Source organism: Pseudorhodobacter turbinis (assembly GCF_005234135.1).
GTDB lineage: Bacteria > Pseudomonadota > Alphaproteobacteria > Rhodobacterales > Rhodobacteraceae > Pseudorhodobacter > Pseudorhodobacter turbinis.
This window is the reverse complement of record NZ_CP039965.1, coordinates 688,580-706,426: the sequence shown is the minus strand read 5'-3', so window position 1 is coordinate 706,426 and position 17,847 is coordinate 688,580. Positions and strand designations below refer to the sequence as shown.

Annotated in this window: 17 protein-coding genes; 12 read left to right on the top strand and 5 right to left on the bottom strand. The window is 58.2% G+C overall.

What is annotated here, in order from left to right:
• The 5 genes from dctP (at window position 1) to EOK75_RS15765 (ending at window position 5,228) form a co-directional block, all read left to right on the top strand.
• Window positions 1–1,092, top strand: coding sequence for a TRAP transporter substrate-binding protein DctP (gene dctP / locus EOK75_RS15785; protein ID WP_137195024.1), 1,092 nt, complete (start codon window positions 1–3; stop codon window positions 1,090–1,092).
• A 192-nt stretch (window positions 1,093–1,284) separates the two neighbouring features.
• The gene (locus tag EOK75_RS15780; protein WP_137195023.1) at window positions 1,285–2,346 is read left to right on the top strand and encodes an extracellular solute-binding protein; all 1,062 of its coding nucleotides are present in this window, start codon (window positions 1,285–1,287) and stop codon (window positions 2,344–2,346) included.
• A gap of 70 nt (window positions 2,347–2,416) precedes the next feature.
• Window positions 2,417–3,523 (top strand): ABC transporter ATP-binding protein, encoded by a 1,107-nt coding sequence (locus EOK75_RS15775; RefSeq protein ID WP_137195022.1) that lies wholly within the window; start codon window positions 2,417–2,419, stop codon window positions 3,521–3,523.
• Window positions 3,520–4,383, top strand: coding sequence for an ABC transporter permease (locus EOK75_RS15770; RefSeq protein WP_137195021.1), 864 nt, complete (start codon window positions 3,520–3,522; stop codon window positions 4,381–4,383). The genes EOK75_RS15775 and EOK75_RS15770 overlap by 4 nt, the downstream gene beginning before the upstream one ends.
• Window positions 4,380–5,228 (top strand): ABC transporter permease, encoded by an 849-nt coding sequence (locus EOK75_RS15765; protein WP_137195020.1) that lies wholly within the window; start codon window positions 4,380–4,382, stop codon window positions 5,226–5,228. The genes EOK75_RS15770 and EOK75_RS15765 overlap by 4 nt, the downstream gene beginning before the upstream one ends.
• A 6-nt stretch (window positions 5,229–5,234) precedes the next feature.
• On the opposite strand, the gene EOK75_RS15760 is transcribed toward EOK75_RS15765, so the two are convergent.
• Complete coding sequence (locus EOK75_RS15760) at window positions 5,235–6,266, bottom strand: Ldh family oxidoreductase (RefSeq protein WP_137195827.1); 1,032 nt, start codon at window positions 6,264–6,266, stop codon at window positions 5,235–5,237.
• Between the two features lie 153 nt (window positions 6,267–6,419).
• On the opposite strand from EOK75_RS15760, the gene EOK75_RS15755 reads away from it, so the two are divergent.
• The 7 genes from EOK75_RS15755 to EOK75_RS15725 all read left to right on the top strand — a co-directional run bounded on the left by EOK75_RS15755 (window position 6,420) and on the right by EOK75_RS15725 (window position 13,908).
• A complete protein-coding gene (locus tag EOK75_RS15755) occupies window positions 6,420–7,448 on the top strand; it encodes a LacI family DNA-binding transcriptional regulator (protein WP_137195019.1) in 1,029 nt (342 codons plus the stop codon).
• Between the two features lie 100 nt (window positions 7,449–7,548).
• Window positions 7,549–8,856: an ABC transporter substrate-binding protein gene (locus EOK75_RS15750; RefSeq protein ID WP_137195018.1), complete on the top strand. Its 1,308-nt coding sequence runs from the start codon at window positions 7,549–7,551 to the stop codon at window positions 8,854–8,856.
• A gap of 101 nt (window positions 8,857–8,957) precedes the next feature.
• Window positions 8,958–9,824: a carbohydrate ABC transporter permease gene (locus tag EOK75_RS15745; protein ID WP_137195017.1), complete on the top strand. Its 867-nt coding sequence runs from the start codon at window positions 8,958–8,960 to the stop codon at window positions 9,822–9,824.
• A gap of 13 nt (window positions 9,825–9,837) precedes the next feature.
• Window positions 9,838–10,668 (top strand): carbohydrate ABC transporter permease, encoded by an 831-nt coding sequence (locus EOK75_RS15740; protein ID WP_137195016.1) that lies wholly within the window; start codon window positions 9,838–9,840, stop codon window positions 10,666–10,668.
• Window positions 10,669–10,679: 11 nt separating this feature from the next.
• Complete coding sequence (locus EOK75_RS15735) at window positions 10,680–11,684, top strand: ABC transporter ATP-binding protein (RefSeq protein ID WP_137195015.1); 1,005 nt, start codon at window positions 10,680–10,682, stop codon at window positions 11,682–11,684.
• Window positions 11,681–12,448: an L-iditol 2-dehydrogenase gene (locus EOK75_RS15730; RefSeq protein WP_276612542.1), complete on the top strand. Its 768-nt coding sequence runs from the start codon at window positions 11,681–11,683 to the stop codon at window positions 12,446–12,448. Before EOK75_RS15735 ends, EOK75_RS15730 begins: the two co-directional genes overlap by 4 nt.
• Complete coding sequence (locus EOK75_RS15725) at window positions 12,436–13,908, top strand: mannitol dehydrogenase family protein (protein ID WP_137195014.1); 1,473 nt, start codon at window positions 12,436–12,438, stop codon at window positions 13,906–13,908. Before EOK75_RS15730 ends, EOK75_RS15725 begins: the two co-directional genes overlap by 13 nt.
• A 9-nt stretch (window positions 13,909–13,917) precedes the next feature.
• Here the strand turns inward: EOK75_RS15725 and EOK75_RS15720 are convergent, their stop codons facing one another.
• From EOK75_RS15720 to EOK75_RS15705, 4 genes are read right to left on the bottom strand one after another with little or no spacing between them, the layout of a single operon-like run.
• A complete protein-coding gene (locus EOK75_RS15720) occupies window positions 13,918–14,484 on the bottom strand; it encodes a PqiC family protein (RefSeq protein ID WP_137195013.1) in 567 nt (188 codons plus the stop codon).
• A 1-nt stretch (window position 14,485) separates the two neighbouring features.
• Window positions 14,486–16,570: a PqiB family protein gene (locus EOK75_RS15715; protein ID WP_137195012.1), complete on the bottom strand. Its 2,085-nt coding sequence runs from the start codon at window positions 16,568–16,570 to the stop codon at window positions 14,486–14,488.
• Window positions 16,567–17,202 carry a paraquat-inducible protein A gene (locus EOK75_RS15710; RefSeq protein WP_137195011.1) on the bottom strand — a complete coding sequence of 212 codons (636 nt, stop codon included), beginning with the start codon at window positions 17,200–17,202 and terminating at the stop codon, window positions 16,567–16,569. The genes EOK75_RS15715 and EOK75_RS15710 overlap by 4 nt, the downstream gene beginning before the upstream one ends.
• On the bottom strand, window positions 17,169–17,825 hold the full coding sequence (locus EOK75_RS15705) for a paraquat-inducible protein A (RefSeq protein ID WP_137195010.1): 657 nt from the start codon (window positions 17,823–17,825) through the stop codon (window positions 17,169–17,171). The genes EOK75_RS15710 and EOK75_RS15705 overlap by 34 nt, the downstream gene beginning before the upstream one ends.
• Window positions 17,826–17,847 lie beyond the last annotated feature (22 nt).

Here is a 17,847-nt window from a genome sequence, read left to right as displayed (position 1 = left end):
ATGAAAACCATTCCTATGATGACCGCCGCGGCTCTGTCGCTTGGCATGGCAAGTGCTGCCGTTGCACAAGAAAGCTGGACCATGACAACCACATGGCCCACCTCGCTGGAGCTGATCGAGATCGACAAGCACTTTGTTGAGCTGGCGAACAAGTTGACCGGTGATGACCTTAGCATCGAGTTCTTTGAAGGCGGCGCATTGGTGCCAGCCGGCGAAGTGTTCGGTGCGGTCGAATCGGGCACAATCCAAGCCGGTGGTGACTGGCCCGGTTATTGGGCTGGCCGCAACTCGGCATTCTCGCCTTTGGCCACGACGGCATCGCTTTTCAACGCGGTGGATTACGTGAACTGGATCCAGCAGTGGGGCGGCGCCGAGATCTATAATGAGATCTATGGCAAGTTTGGCATGGTCTATTTGCCTTACGGCGTGACCAACAACGAATCTGGTTTCCGGACCAACAAAAAGATCGAAACGCTGGATGACCTGCAAGGCATGCGTCTGCGTCTTTCGGGCTTGGAGCAGGGTCGTCTGTTGGAAGAGCTTGGCGGTAGCCAGGTTTCCATGGCCGGTGGCGAGATCTATCAATCGCTGGAACGTGGCGTGATTGATGGCGCTGAGTTCTCCACCCCCAACGTCGACTTCTCGGGCGGTTTTCAGCAGGTTACCAAATTCTGGGCGACCCCCGGTTGGCACCAGTCGGCGTCGGTCTTTGGTGTGATGATCAACAAAGATTCTTGGGATGCGCTGAAGCCTGAAACCCGTGAGATGCTGCAAGTTGCGGCGGATGCGAACCTGATCTGGTCGCTTGCCTTCACGGAAAAGCGCGCGACCGAAGCTTACCAGCAGTTCAAAGACGCGGGGATCGAGATCACCCGCTATGACGACGCGACGCTGGAAAAGATTCAGGTAATGGCCAATGGCGTTATTGAAACAACCGCCTGCGAAAATCCTGACAGCGCGATGGTTTACCTGAGCATGATGGAATACTTGGGCGACTATGCCAAATGGCGCGATGCCTCTGCACCGTTCAACCTTGGCCGTACGCCAAATGGTCCGGATATTGAAAAACTGCGCGCTTGTGCTGCGCAATAAGCACTGACTAAAATGCAATTTAAAAGGCCCGCCACGTGCGGGCCTTTTTGCATCTGGGCTTCGGGGACAGGCGGGCGAGCATGTGTTCCGTCTAGTGCAATGATATTGTTACATTATTATGTTTACCTCATGAATGCTTGAATTAGTTGGTTCGGAGCGGCACAGTGCCTATACCACCATGGGAGAAACAAAATGACACATAAGCTTTATCTTGGCGCCACCGCGATTGCGCTTGCGCTGGCTGCCCCCGCAAATGCGGATACCTTGCGGTTGCTGACATGGGGTGGCTATGCCCCCGATGCCGTTATCGACCTCTTTGAGGCTGAGACAGGCCACACGGTTGAGGTGACCCTGTCCAACAATGAGGAAATGATCGCCAAGCTGCGCGCCACGGGCGGCGGCGGTTTCGATCTTGCGCAGCCAAGCCAAGACCGTATCGCAGGTCCCCAGCAGGAATTCGGCATCTATAAGCCGATTGATCTAAGCAAGGTCGACACCTCGCTTTTTATCGCTTCGATGCTGGAAGCGACCAAGGCCAACACCACCGTTGACGGTGAGATTTATGGCCTGCCCAACATCTGGGGCACGTCGGGGCTGATCGTCAATTCTGCGCAGGCGCCGGATGTGAAGGATTACACCGACCTTTGCGATGAATCGCTGATGGGCAAGGTGAGCTACCGTTTGAAGCGTCCAACCTTGATCGGCTTTGCCTTTGCGATGGGGATGGACCCCTTCGCCGCCTATGATGATGAGGCCGCCTATAAGGACATCCTCGATAAGGTTGAGGCCAAGCTGATTGAATGCAAACCTGTCGTGAAGGCCTATTGGGGCGGCGGCGACGAGCTGTTGAACCTTATGCGCTCGGGTGAGGCGGTTGCCTCTATGGCATGGGATACCGGCGGTTGGAAGCTGAACAACGACAACCCAGACATCAACTTCGTGGCCCCCGCATCGGGCGCTTTGGGTTGGGTTGATACCTTTGTCTTGCCAGCACAGGGCCGCGCGGATGATGCCGCCTATGCCTGGATCAACTTTGTGATGAAGCCTGAAATCGCCGCGATGGTGACCGAGGCTGCGGGCAATTTCACCGCCTCCCTCGGGGCGGATGAATTTGCCGATGAGAAGCTGAAGGCGCAATATCAATCCAGCTTCCCGGCCGAGGCGATTGACAATATTCGTTGGTATCCACCGGTTCCCGCCAATCTGGAACGGATCGAGGGCGAAGCGCTGGACCGTGTCCAAGCCGCGAAGTAAGTAACGCTTTATTGCTATCAGACGGCCCGATTTTTGATCGGGCCGTCTCTTCCAATTCAAAGGACATGCCATGACTGCCGATCTTACCCCCGATTTGGAATGCCGCGCGCTGACCCGGCATTTCGGTGATGTCGTTGCAGTGCAGGGGGTCGATTTCTCGGTTCCGGCGGGATCGTTCTTTTCCATACTTGGGCCGTCGGGCTGTGGTAAAACCACCATCATGCGGATGATCGCAGGGTTTCTGGAGCCCACCAGCGGCGATATCTTGATCAAGGGGCGTTCCGTCTTGGGTGTGCCGCCGAACAAGCGGCCGGTGAATATGGTGTTTCAGCATCTCGCGCTGTTCCCGATGATGAATGTTGCCGAAAACATCGGCTACGGGCTGCGCCGTCAAGGCGTCGCCAAGGTCGAGATTACCCGCCGCACGGGTGAGGTTCTGGAACGTATCAACCTGCCCGGCATCGGCACCCGCAAAGTCTCGGAGCTTTCGGGCGGACAGCGCCAGCGCGTGGCGATTGCCCGCTGCATGGTCTTGCAGCCGGATGTTTTGCTGCTGGATGAACCCTTGGGCGCGCTTGACCTCAAGCTGCGCGAAAAGATGAAGGTAGAGTTGAAGGCGCTTCAGGCAGAGTTTGACACGACCTTTGTCTATATTACCCATGATCAGGGGGAGGCGCTGGTGATGTCGGACGCTGTGGCGGTGATGAACGCCGGCCGGTTTGAACAGGTCGGTGCGGCGCGTGACCTTTATTACCGGCCTGAAACCGCCTTTGTCGCCGGTTTCGTCGGTGAGGCAAATCGTTGGCGCGGGCGCGTGGAAACCGTTGATGGCGCGCTGGCAGAGGTGCGCAGCGAAAGCGGTCTGTTGATCCGCACACAAGGCCAAAACCTTCGCCTCGGCGACAAGGTCGAGATATTCGTGCGGCCAGAGGCGATTGCCATCAACCTTGATGCAAAAACCGCCGCCGCAAATCCCAACCAGATGGCCGTAGAGGTTAGCGCCTTGCTGTTCAACGGCGCCAATAGCCGCGTTTTGGTGCGTGATCCGCAATCGGGCGCGGAAATCGATGTCGCCTTGCCGCAATCTGCCGAATATTCCAACCTCGCCAAAGGCGCGCAGGTTCATATCAGCTGGGGCCGCGAACAAGCGCTTTGCTTTGCGGATGCAACGCTATGAGCAGCAAACGCCTCGGGTTTTTCCTTTTGCTGGCACCTTTGGTGCTTTGGCTGGGGTTGCTTATCATCCTGCCACATATCGATATGGCCATTGTCTCCTTGCGCACCCGCGTTGCGCCGCGCGAATATGCGCCAAGCCTTGATAATTACGCCGCCTTTGTGACCGAGCCGCTGTATCTATTCACCTTCCTGCGCACTGCCGTGATGTCGATCCTTGCGACTGTGATCACCCTGATCATCGCGTTCCCGATCAGCTATTACATCGCCAAGATCGCCAAGGGCCGCAGTCAGGCCGCCTTGTTCCTGATGTGCCTTGTCCCCTTTTGGGTGTCAGAGCTGGTCCGCACCTTCGGCTGGATCATCCTGCTGCGCGAAACTGGCGTTATCAGTGGGTTTTTGCAATGGCTCGGGCTGGCGGATCAGCCGATTGAGATGCTTTATAATGATGCGGCCATGATGCTGGGGCTTGTCTATACCTCGATGTTGTTCATGGTGGTGCCGCTGACGACAACGCTGGAAAGCCTTGATGATGCGGTGATCGAGGCGGGCTATGACCTTGGCGGCACCGGCCCCTCGGTCCTGCGTGAGATCGTCATTCCCCACGCCATGCCGGGCATCGTTTCCGGCTGTATCGTGGTGTTCATGCTGTCATTGGGCAATTACCTCACGCCCACAATGTTGGGCGGCAAGGACAGCCTGTGGTTCACCCAGTTGATCTATTCGCAGTTCATCGTCCGCTTTAACTGGGAGCTGGGCGCGGCATTCGGCTTTTGCTTGCTGTTCGCGTCGTCCCTTATCGTTTGGGGCACATTGCGGCTGACCGGCCAAACATTGGAACGCACAATGGGAGAAGGCTCATGATCCCCTCAATCCCGCGCTCGCGCACAATGCGATTGGCTTACGGCGCCTATGTGACCGCATTTTTCATGTGGCTGGCCTTGCCGCTGATCACCGTGTCGGTCTTTGCCTTCAACGACAGCCTGTTTCCGTCCTTGCCTTGGGAGGGGTTCACATGGGGTTGGTTCTTTGGCGATGCCCGCCCGCAAATTGGCCTACTCCATGAGCGGCGGATTTTGGCCTCTATCGGCACCTCGGCCTTTATTGCGACGGTGGTTTCGGCGCTTGCGGTGACGGTGGGCACGACCAATGCCTTCCTTTTTAACCGTTACAGCTTTCGCGGCCGCGGGTTCCTATATGTGCTGATGTTGCTGCCGCTGGTGGTGCCGGGGATTGTACTCGGGATCTCTATTTTGGTGTTTTCCAGCCGCGTTGCCGGCGTGGTGCAGGATGTGACGGGCCTTTACAGCGAGGTGCTGCGCCCCGGCCTGCCTTTGGTGATCGCGGGGCAGTTTTCCTTTATTACCACGATTGCCACGCTGGTGATCTCGGCCCGGTTGATCAAATTTGACCGCTCGCTAGAGGAGGCCGCGCTGAACCTTGGCGCGGGGCCCCTGACGGCGATCAGGACCGTGACCATCCCCTATTTGCTGCCCGCATTGGTCGGCGCATTCGTGGTGGCCTTCCTCATGAGCTTTGAGAATTTCAACACCACCTTGATGCTTGTCGGGTCCGATGCGCCGCTGACGATCACGATGTTTGACCGGTTGAAAGAAGGCTCCACCCCCGTGCTGAACGCGGTGTCCTTGCTGTTGATGCTGGGGTCGGCGGTGCTGGCGCTGTTGATGATCGCGGTGCAGCGGCGCTGACGTGGCTCAAGGCAAAAGGGCGGTGATGCGGTCATGCAGGGCGGCTGAAATGGTGATGCCATCCTTACGGGTTTGGGCGCGCCGCGCATAGCGCTGCTGCGAGGGTAGCCGCGCGCCTTGGTCTGTGAAGCCTGCGAAAAGCTGCTCGGCGCGGCGGCTGTTTGCATCAAGGTCCTGCCCGCCCAGCAAAGCAGGGTCCAGCGCGATAATCAGCTCTCCGTGGCAGGGGGCGGCTTGTACGCCCCCGTCAAAGTCCATCGAGGCGCGGCTGGTCATATCCCCGATCAAGGGGCCTGCAAGCAGCTCGATCATTGTGGAAAGCGCTGTGCCTTTATGCCCGCCAAAGGTCGACATCGCACCGGCCAACACGGCCGCCGGATCGTTTGAGGGTTGTCCCGCAGCATCCACCCCGCAGCCATCGGGCAGGGTTTTCCCCGCCAGCTTGGCCATCGCAATATCGCTGCGGGCCATGGCGCTGGTTGCAAAGTCGAATACGAAAGGGTCCGCTTTTACGCGCGGCCAGCCAAAGGCCAGCGGATTGGTGCCCAGCACGGGGGTTGTGCCGCCAAAAGGGGCGACCCAGGCATGGCTTGGCGTCATGGCCAGCGATACAAGGCCCCGCTTTGACAGCCGCTCCACCTCTGGCCAAAGCGCTGAGAAGTGGAAACAATTGTTGATGGCAAGGACCGCGACGCCGCAAGATTTTGCCTTTTGTTCGAGGATAGGCAGCGCCCGTTCAAATGCCAGAAGGGAATAGCCAAAACCCGCATCGGCCCGCACCACGGCGGGGGCGGGGCTGGTGATTTGCGGCTCTGCACTGGCGACGAAATGCGGGCTTTTTATCGTCATCACACAACCCGGCAGGCGTTGCAGCCCATGAGAGGCGCGACCGTCTGCCTCGCAATCGGTGATCGTTTGTGCTACCGGCCCTGCTTGCGCATCCGAGAGGCCTGCTTGGCGCAAAATCGACAAGGCCAGAGATTTTACTTCATCGAGGGTCAGCTTGATGGCGGCGGGATCATGGGCTGTCTTGTCAATCACGAGATATTCCTTTGGGCGCGACGGTGTGTATTGCGATACCACCCCGAATGTCGCCAAGAGTCAAACTTGACGTCTGCCGGTTTATTTTCATAAGGTAAGTTACATACTTTGCGCGCGTCAATATTGGGGTGCCTGAGACGGGGTGTCATTATGTCTGAAGATAAGATTAGGAATATGGAGGAATTTTCCGCCAAATGTGGCGTGTCACGCCCCACTGTTTCCAAATATTTCAATGATCCGAACAGCGTACGAAAATCTACAAGGGACCGCATCGAGGCTGCACTGGAACAGTTCGATTTTCGCCCGAATGTCTACGCAGTCAACCAGAATCGACGGTTGACTAAGAACATCGGAATCGTTGTGCCCTTCGTGGCCGATCCATTTTTTGCAGAGCTTGCCCGCAATATCGAACGGCGCTGCATCGATGCCGGTTTTTCGCCGTCAACCTTCAGCGCCCATGGTAGCTTGGATTACGAAAACGAGATTCTTGATACGATCAGATCCATGCGACCAGCGGGCGTTTTGCTAGCACCGCTTGGGCGTGCCTCGGACAAAAAAAAGATCGAGGCCTTTTGCCAGAACGTCCCGACGGTTCTTTTTGACTGCAATATTGAAGGGATAGGCGCGCCGTTCATCGGTTCGAACAATTTCCAGTCGGTGCCGCTGATGGTGGATTACCTGTGCCGAACCGGAGAGCCACCTTGTTTTTTCGAGATGGCACCGGTGAACCCGAACGCGAACAAGCGGCGCGATGCTTACCGTTCAGCGATGGAGCGATTGGGCCATGAGCCAAAGATCGTGCGGGTCGACGGGCAGGGGTGGGAGTTTGAAAACATCGGCTATGCGGGCGGGATCCGCGCCTTTGCCGAGGGGGGCTTTCCCAGCCGGACTGTTCTTTGCAGCAATGACCGTCTGGCCATCGGCCTTTTGGCCGCAGCCTATGAAAACGGTGTGCGTGTTGGACTTGGCGAGGGGTACAGCTTGCGTGTCGCGGGCCATGATGACCACCCTTTCGCGCGGTTCACCTGCCCCTCCCTGACGACGATGGCCCAAGATTACAAAGCGATCTCGGAGCGTAGCGTGGAGACGCTATTGCACCTGATTGAGGGTGGCTCTGCGGATGATTCGGGCTGTGAGAGCTTGTTTGACGGGCATCTTGTGCTGCGTGCATCCGCTTGAATTTCCGCATAACTTTACGCGCGTAAAATTTATATTGACGTCGCGTAGTGCTGCCGTCTACTCTTATTCCCAAGAAGAGGGACACTAAGGGAGGACGAAAATGAGACTGAAAGCACCATTAACGATGGCGAGCATGGTTGCATTGGCCACGGCGAGCTTTGCGCAGGCAGAGACAACGCTGACCATTGCGACTGTGAACAACGGCGACATGATCCGTATGCAAGGCTTGGCTGAGGATTTCACATCGAAAAATCCCGGCATCAAGCTGGAATGGGTTACGCTGGAAGAGAACGTGCTGCGCCAGCGCGTGACACAAGATATTGCGGCCAAGGGCGGGCAGTTCGACGTGATGACAATCGGCACCTATGAGGTTCCGATCTGGGGCGCGCAGAACTGGCTGGTCTCGCTGAATGATCTGCCGGCCGAATGGGATGTGGATGACATTTTGCCCGCGATCCGTGGCGGTTTGACCATCGACGGCGAACTTTACGCCGCACCCTTTTACGGCGAAAGCTCGATGGTGATGTATCGCCGCGATCTGATGGAGGCCGCGGGCCTTGAGATGCCGGATGAACCCACTTGGGCCGATATCGAAACAGCCGCCGCTGCGATGAACGACAAGGAAAACGAGGTCTACGGTATCTGCCTTCGCGGTAAGGCCGGCTGGGGCGAGAACATGGCGTTCTTGACCGCGATGGCCAATTCCTTTGGCGGGCGCTGGTTTGATGAAGACTGGAAGGCCCAGTTTGACAGCCCTGCGTGGAAGACGACGCTTGATACCTACATGAACCTGATGAACAACTACGGCCCTCCGGGTGCGTCGACCAACGGGTTCAACGAAAACCTGTCGTTGTTCCAGCAAGGCAAATGCGGGATGTGGATTGACGCGACCGTTGCCGCCTCTTTCGTGACCAACCCTGAGGATAGCACTGTGGCCGATAAGGTCGGCTTTGCACTTGCCGCCGATAACGGGCTTGGCAAACGCGGCAACTGGCTTTGGGCTTGGTCCTTGGGCATCCCTGCCGGTTCTGACGCCACTGAGGAGGCCAAGAAGTTTATCGCTTGGGCCACAAGCAAGGAATACACAGCCTTGGTTGCGGCAAGCGAAGGCTGGGCCAATGTTCCTCCGGGCACGCGGACCTCTTTGTATGAGAACCCCGAGTACCAAAAGGTGCCTTTTGCGGAAATGACGCTGCGGTCCATTAACTCGGCCGATCCGAACGCACCAACGGTTGATCCGGTGCCTTATACCGGCGTGCAATTCGTCGCGATCCCGGAATTTGCGGGCATTGCGACACAGGTTGGCCAAGAGTTCTCGGCAGCCCTTGCAGGTCAGCAAACGGTGGATGAGGCGCTTGCCAATGCGCAGGCCCTGACCACTGACGAGATGGAAGCCGCTGGCTACTGATCTCCGGCTTATGGGGGCGCGTCGGTTTGCGCGCCCCCATTCGCACCATATTCCCGACAGACGCAATCAACCGCGGCCCTTTGCCCGCGAGGAGAAATGTCATGGCGACCCATCAGTCCCGATCCGCAGCACGTTTGATGATGGCCCCCGCAGTTGTCCTGCTTCTTGGCTGGATGCTGGTGCCGCTGTCGATGACGCTTTACTTTTCATTCAAGAAATACCTGCCACTGCGCGGCGGCGACCTTGGCTGGGTGGGGTTCGAGAATTACACCCGCTTTGTCACCTCCAGCGCATTCTGGCCCTCGGTTCAGGCGACATTGGTTATTGTCGGGGCGGTTTTGGTGATCACCATCTTCTTTGGCATCTTGCTGGCGATGCTGTTGGATCAGCCGATGTGGGGGCAGGGGATTGTCCGCATTCTGGTCATTGCGCCCTTCTTTGTGATGCCAACGGTTTCGGCACTGGTCTGGAAGAACATGTTCATGGATCCGGTGAACGGGCTGTTCGCGCATCTGTGGGAGTTTTTCGGTCTGGCCCCGATCGAGTGGCTTAGCCAGGCATCCATGACGTCGATCATCATGATTGTGTCGTGGCAGTGGTTGCCCTTTGCGACGCTGATCCTGCTGACCGCGATCCAGTCGCTTGACGGCGAACAGATGGAGGCCGCCGAGATGGATGGCGCGCCCGCCCTGTCCAAGTTTTTCCACCTCGTGCTGCCGCATATGGCCCGCGCGATCACCATCGTGGTTTTGATCCAGATGATCTTCCTTCTGTCGATCTTTGCCGAGATTTTCGTCACCACCCAAGGGTCCTTTGGCACCCGCACGCTGACCTATCTGATCTATCAGCGCGTGCTTGAAAGCCAGAATGTCGGGCTCGGCTCGGCGGGTGGGATATTTGCGGTCATTCTTGCCAATATCATTGCCATCTTCCTGATGCGCATTGTCGGCAAGAATCTGGACGCCTGAGGGGGAGCATATAATGGCACGCACAGTCACCACAAATCGCAAGATCATCAACACCGCCGCGGCTTGGACCATCGGATTGCTGATCTTCTTTCCGATCCTCTGGACCATCCTGACCAGCTTTAAATCCGAGGCAACCGCAATCTCCGACCCGCCGGTTTTCCTGTTCTTTGACTGGTCGCTCGACAACTACCGCGTGGTGTTAGAGCGGTCCGATTATGGCCGGTTCTTGCTGAACTCTGTCATCATTGCGGGCGGGTCGACCATTCTGGGCATCATCATCGCGGTACCTGCGGCATGGTCCATGGCCTTTGTTCCATCCAAGCACACCAAGGATATCCTGCTTTGGATGCTTTCGACCAAGATGTTGCCTGCGGTCGGCGTGCTTTATCCGATCTATCTGATCTTCATCAAGATGGGGCTTTTGGACAGCCGGACCGGCTTGACCGTAATCTTGATGCTGATCAACCTGCCGATCATCGTCTGGATGCTGTACACCTATTTCCGCGAAATCCCCGGTGAGATTCTGGAGGCCGCGCGGATGGACGGCGCAACCCTGCGCGAGGAAATCGTCTATGTGCTGACGCCGATGGCGGTGCCGGGCATTGCCTCAACCCTGCTGTTGAATTTCATCCTTGCGTGGAACGAGGCCTTCTGGACCCTGAACTTGACGGCGGCAAAGGCGGCCCCGTTAACCGCTTTCATCGCCAGCTATTCCAGCCCCGAAGGCTTGTTTTACGCAAAACTCTCTGCCGCCTCGACCATGGCCATTGCGCCAATCCTCATCCTTGGCTGGTTCAGCCAGAAGCAGCTTGTGCGCGGTCTCACCTTTGGCGCGGTTAAATAAGGAATTACCTCATGGGAAAAATCCAACTTAAGCAGGTCACCAAGAAGTTTGGCGACGTTCAGGTCATCCCGCCCCTTGATCTTACCATCGAGGACGGAGAGTTCGCGGTCTTTGTCGGCCCTTCGGGCTGTGGCAAATCCACCTTGCTGCGGATGATCGCAGGGCTGGAGGATCTGACCTCTGGCAGCATCGAGATTGATGATGCGGATGCAACCGCTACGCCACCGGCCAAGCGCGGCTTGGCGATGGTGTTCCAGTCCTATGCACTTTATCCGCATATGTCGGTGCGCAAGAACATCGCCTTTCCGCTGCGGATGGCCAAGATGGACAAGGCCGAACAGGACCGCCGGATCACGGCGGCGGCAAGCGCGCTGAACCTGACCGACTATCTGGACCGCCGCCCCGGCCAGCTTTCGGGCGGGCAACGCCAAAGGGTGGCAATCGGGCGCGCAATTGTCCGCGAACCTTCGGCTTTTTTGTTTGATGAGCCGCTGTCGAACCTTGATGCCGCGCTGCGTGTCGGCATGCGGCTTGAGATTTGCGAAATGCACGAACGGCTGAAAACCACGATGATTTACGTCACCCATGATCAGGTCGAAGCCATGACCATGGCCGACAAAATCGTGGTCCTGCAAGCCGGTGTGATTGAACAAGTCGGCAGCCCGCTGGAGCTTTATCACGCGCCGCGCAATCTGTTTGTGGCGGGCTTCATCGGCTCCCCAAAGATGAACCTGATCAGCGGACCAGAGGCCGCCAAGCGCGACGCCAAAACCATCGGCATCCGGCCCGAACATATCGACGTCTCTGACAGTGGCGGCATGTGGCAGGGCAAGGTTGGGGTCGCTGAACATCTCGGCTCTGACACCTTCTTTCATATCCATGACACCGGACTGGCAGAAATGATTACAGTGCGCGCACCGGGTGAGGTAAGTTTCCGTCACGGCGACACCATCCACCTGACGCCCCGCGCTGATCAGATCCACCGCTTCAATGCAGAGGGGCTTCGGTTGTCATGATGCGCCTGAAGGGGAAAACCACGCTTATCACAGGGGGCGCGCGCGGCATTGGTCGCGCGTTTGCAGCCGCCTATATCCGTGAGGGCGCGAAAGTTGCCATTGCCGATATCAATATCGCACGGGCCCGCGAAACCGCCAAAGAGCTTGGGGCCATCGCGGTTGAAATGGATATCTCCTCCCAAGCCAGCATCGACAGCGCCGTGGATGAGGTGGTTACCGCATTCGGGCATATCGACATTCTGATCAATAACGCCGCTCTGTTCTCGGCAGCGCCGATTGTGGAGATTGAACGTGACGATTTTGACCGGCTGTTTGCTGTTAATGTTGGAGGCACGCTTTTCACCCTGCAGGCGGTCGCAAAGCAGATGATCGCGCATGGGCGGGGCGGAAAGATCATCAATATTGCCAGCCAAGCGGGCCGCCGTGGCGAAGCGCTTGTCGCCGTTTACTGCGCGACAAAGGCTGCGGTGATCTCGCTGACGCAATCGGCGGGGCTTGATCTGATCAAATATGGCATCAACGTGAATGGGATCTCCCCCGGCGTGGTCGATGGAGAGCATTGGGAGGGGGTCGACGCCTTTTTCGCCAAGCATGAGAATAAGTTTCCCGGCCAAAAGAGGCGTGAGGTGGGGGCTGCCGTGCCCTTCGGGCGCATGGGTCAAGCCAAGGATTTGACAGGGATGGCCGTGTTCTTGGCCAGCTCTGATGCCGATTACATCGTAGCACAGACCTATAATGTGGATGGTGGCCAATGGATGAGCTGATCCCCCTGTCAAACGCAACGCTTGGGCAGGTGGCCGTGCGCGTTCCACGCTATGACCGTGTCGGCTTGCGCCCCGGTATCGTTCATATCGGGCTGGGCAATTTCCACCGCGCGCATCAGGCGTGGTATCTGCACCGTTTGTTTGACGAAGGCCTAAACCATGATTGGGCCATTGTTGGTGCCGGTGTGCGCCCCGGTGACGGCGCCCAACGTGACCGCCTTCTGGCGCAAGATTGCCTGACCACGTTGATAGAGCTGGACCCCTCGGGGAAATCGGCCGAGATCACCGGCGCGATGATTGATTTTCTGCCGGTTGAGGCGGGCAACGGCCCCCTGATCCGGCAAATGGCAGATCCGAGCATTCGGATCGTGTCGTTGACGGTGACCGAAAGCGGCTATTTCACCGACCCTGCAACGGGTGATTTTGATGCGACCCATGATGACATCCAGCATGACGCCACAAACCCGGACCACCCCCGCACCGCCTTTGGGGCCATGATTGCGGCGCTGAGGCTGCGCCGTGATGCTGGCCTTGGGCCCTTTACCTGCCTGAGTTGCGATAATCTGCAAGGCAATGGGGCGGTGTTGCGTCAGGCGGTTCTGTCGCTTGCGCATCTGTCCGATAGCGCGCTGGCCGATTGGATCGATGCCGAATGCAGCTTTCCCAATTCAATGGTGGATTGCATTGTTCCGGCCACGGGTCCGGCCGAAATTGCGCTGGCTCATGGTTTCGGGATCAAGGATGCGGCCCCCGTCACCCATGAGAATTTTCGGCAATGGGTGATTGAGGATGCTTTTTGCGCCGGCCGTCCGGATTGGCACAAGGTCGGTGCGATATTTTCCGACAGTGTGCATGATTTTGAGATGATGAAGATCCGTATCCTTAACGGCGGGCATCAGGTTATTGCAGCCTCGGGCGAATTGCTGGGGCTGGGGACGATTGCGCAAACCATGGCGCATCCCGGTATCCGCGCGCTTTTGCGCAAAACCGTCACCGAGGAAATCGCCCCGCATGTGGCCTCGGTGCCCGGATGCTCGGCGCAGGAGTACCTTAATTTGGTTGAGCGGCGGTTTTCCAACCCCGAGATTGCCGATACCACCCGCCGCGTGGCCTATGATGGTTCCAGCCGCCATCCGGGGTTTATCGTGCCCTCTATCCGGGCGGGGTTGAAGGCAGACACGCCTGTTCGCGGGCTTGCGCTCGTCTCGGCCATCTGGGCGCGCTATTGCACGGGCATCCGAGAGGATGGCAGCGAAATTGCGCCAAATGATCCGCATTGGGATTTGTTGGTGCCCGCCGCAAATGCCGCAAAAATCGCGCCTAAGGCGTGGCTGGAAATGCGGCATTTTTACGGAGAGCTGGTTGATAACAAGGGGTTTTCTGCCGATTTTTCAGCTTGGATGACGCTTATCCAAAGCGACGGCGTCGAGGCCGCAATCGAGGCCTATACTAGCAGCTAATCCCGCAATCTAGCGGCCCAGTTTCTTGATGATAACCGCCGCCAGATTATCGATTGCAACCCCTGTCGCCTGCGCTACGGCGGCGGGGGAATTGTCTGTCATCGGGGCTGTGACCGTGAACCGCTGGATGGTTTCGCGAATTGCGCCGCGTGGGGCTGCGATGGCGAATTGACCGCTTAGCTCAAATTGGCCATCCATTTTTGCGATCATACGATCGATGCGCACCTCCAGCCGTGCATCGGCAGCGTCGGCAAGTGGCCAAGGCTCGGCGGCGACATTGGCGGTGGAGCGCAGATCAAGGCTGCGGGCCAAGGCACCCGTCACGCCGCGCACCGGATCATCGGCCCAGATCGCCTTTGACACCACTGTCAGTGCGCCGTCTTCCTGTTCCACCACAATCTCGGATGCGGCAGCATAGGCCGGAAGTGACACCTCACGCACCTCGATGCTCCGCACGGCCACCCGCGTTTGGCTGGTCTCGGTCGGGGCGGCGATGGGGAACCGCGCGTTGGTATCACCGCAGGCAAAAAGCGGCAAAGCGGTGGCGAGGGTGATGGCAGCGATACGCAGGGTCATATCAACGTCCTAAGATAAGGGAATTGGGGTTACGCTCGATTGTGCGGGCAAGCTGCGAGACGGATTTGGCCGCCGCTTTTAGTTCCCTGAGCAGATCAAGCGTTTCGGAATTGAAGGTTGATCGGTCACCATAAGCCGACAGCAGCGCATCGGCCTTGGAGGCAAGCTGATCCAGCTGTGCTGTGACATCGGGGAAGTCACGCGCGGCTTGGGCCACCGCATCGGCGGCCTCACGTGCCGAGGCCAGCGTTGCATTGGTATTTTCCACCGCACCGCCTTCGCGCAATTCACGCAAAGACGCCTGTATTTCGGTCAGCGCCGAGGCGAGGGCAGGCGGGATATCCTTGACGCCCTCGGCACCGATCAGCGCATCGGTGCTGTCCATCACACGGGTCACGGCGGCGATCAGCTCTTCGGCTTTCAGCTCGTTCACCTTGGTCGCGATGCTGCGCAGATCCGCGATCAACTGTGGCAAATCACCCGAGGCGGCGGCGATATCGGCCGAGGCTTTGTCAAAGCTGGTCAGGGCGCTGGAAAGTTGGTCAACCGCGCCGCGCTCTTTCAGCTCCGATACGATGCTGCGCAGGTCAGCAATCACACCGCGCAATTCGGCAGGGATCGCTTGGGTGTCCTCTTTGCCGATCAACTCGCGGGCATCACCGATTAGGCCCAGAATTGCATCGGGGGCCAGCTGGGTGCTTTGCGACGTCGCAATCGCCTCAATCGAGGCCATCAGAGAGATGGTCTGGTTCATCACATCTTCGATCGGCAGGTTGTTGATGCGTTGCAAGACCCCTTCGGCGGTCGCGGTGAAATCGGGAAGGTCGGAGATGACGCTTGGGATAATTGGCGTGCCATCCCCGTCTTGACCAAGCTCTGCGGGGTCGGCATTGTCGATATCGGCCAGCTCTACCTTCAGCGCGGCGCTAAAGATGCTGGTGGTCGACAGGCGTGCGCGCACCCCTTCGGCAACCAGTTTTGCGATAAAGGCCTGCGTGGTCTCGGCGTCTGCATCGGCATCAAGGCCCAAGGCTTGCGGATCGATAGAAATCACGGCGCGCATGTTAACGGCACTTCCCGCATCGGTTTTCACGATAAAGGCACCGATGCCGCTAACCTGCCCGATACGTAGCCCGCGAAATTCGACCGGCGCGCCAGAGGTAAGGCCGCTGATGGATTCGCGGAAGACCACCGACATCTTGACCGAATTGGCGCTGAGTTGGGTAAAGACGCTGTCACGCGCGGCGGTCTCATTTGCAAAGAGGCGGATGATGGTGTCATCGGAGATAGGCGCACCGCCCGTGACCATATTTTCAAAGGCGATCCCGCCGGTCAGCAAGGACCCAAGGCTGGCGACGTTCAAATCCAGCCCACTGGGCCCCAGCGTGACCGAAAACCCCGCCATGTTCCAGAACCGCGAATTCGTGTTCAGGAACTTGTCATAGGGCGCATTGATGAAGGCCTCGACATCGGTGCTATCGGCGGTTTCCGACAGGCGGGGGGTGTCAAGGCGGCCAACCTCCATCCCGCGGAAAAATACCGGCGCGCCAGCGGTCAGGCTGGTGCCGTTCTTGGAGCGGATCTTGATGCGCGTGCCCTCATGGCCGGGGCGGATCAGCGGGGTTTCCGACAAGCCCTTGAATTCGCGCGCATCCGAGGAGGTCGTGGGTATCCATGCGGAATCGATATAGACGCCTGAAAGCACAGTCGACAGCCCGCTGATGCCCCGAGCGCTTACCTCTGGCCGCACAACCCAGAACAGGGTGTCGGGGCTGAAGGTTGCCGCCACATCCTTGTCTATGCGGGCCGCCACGATGACCTTGGACATGTCGGCTGAGAAGTTGACCTCCTCTACCGCGCCGATGATCACATCACGGTAGCGGATGGTCGTATCCTTGGGGGTGATCCCCGCAGCATCCTGAAAGACGATGGTGATCAAACTGCCCTTGTTGCTATAGCTTTGCCACGCCACGCCAAGGGACACCATTAACGCCAGTACAGGCACCAGCCAGACCAGCGACAGGTTGCGCCAAGGCGAGCGTTTCGCAGGGCTTACGTCCATTTCAGGTACATCAGGCAGTGTCATTTGGCTTGGTCCTTGTCTGCGTCCCAGATCAGCCGAGCGTCAAAGCTTTGGGCCGAGAGCATTGTAAAAGCAACGGAGAGGGCAAAACTAACAGCCGCGATGCCGGGATGGATGCTGGCTGCGGCGCCCAATTGAACGAGTGCCGTCAAAATTGCAACGACAAAGACATCGATCATCGACCAGCGCCCGACAAATTCGACCACCTCATAGACTTGATGACGCAGGTGCGCGCTGCTGCGGTGGGGGCGTCCAATGCCCAGTGCCAGATAGGCGATGGCAAGGAACTTACTGGCCGGAATGACGATGCTGGCAAAAAATACGATGCCCGCAATGCCCAGCGATCCGTGGTGCAGCAATTCCACAATGCCGCCCAGCAGGGTGCTTTCGGATTGGCTGCCCAAGGTGGCGGTTTTCAGCATCGGATAGGTATTGGCGGGGATAAAGGCGATCACGCCCGCAATCCACCACGCCCAGACCTTTTGCAGGCTTTGCGCATCGCGGCTGGCAAGATTGGCGCCGCAACGCAGGCATGTTTTCGCGCCCGCGGGATGAAGCTTGCCGCAGGTCGTACAGCTGACCAATCCCGCTTCGCGGGCCGTCAGGTAGTGCCGCGCGTTTCCAGGGTTTTCCATATGATCAGACTGCTCATGAAGTTATCTTGGAGGATGGTGATAAGGACGAGGGCGGCAAAGGCCCAAAAGGCCGGCCCGATGGTCAGCGTTGCAAGCCCCCCCACCTTGACCAAGGCAACCGCCACGCCAACGATGAACACCTCGGCCATCGCCCAGGGTTTGAGGTGCTCCGCAATGCGAAACGCCCGTGCCGCCCCGCGCACGGGGTGATGCCCCAGCGCCATCGGGGCCACCGTATAAAGGATCGCGGTCAGGCGCGTCAGCGGCAGCACCACAATCAGCGCCGCCATTGCCAGTGAAAGCGGCACCATCAACCCTTCGGAATAGGCGAGGATCGTATCGATCACCGAGGCTTGTTGGCGCAGGCCATGTGTCTCGATCGTCAGGAAAGGAAAGCTGATGGCAGCCATCATCAGGATCGTGGCGGTGATGGCCAACATTACGATCCGCGTCATCGCATTGGGGCGTGGGGTCGCCAGAATATGATGGCAGCGCTTGCACGTTCCGCGCCCGCCTTGCGGAATAGCCGAAAACCGGTGCAGTGTATCGCAAACAGGGCATGCCACCAGATCCGACAGATCGGCGCCAAGGCTGTTTTTACCTGATTGAAATGCACGCTCCATCCCAGCCGTTTATAGCATTTTG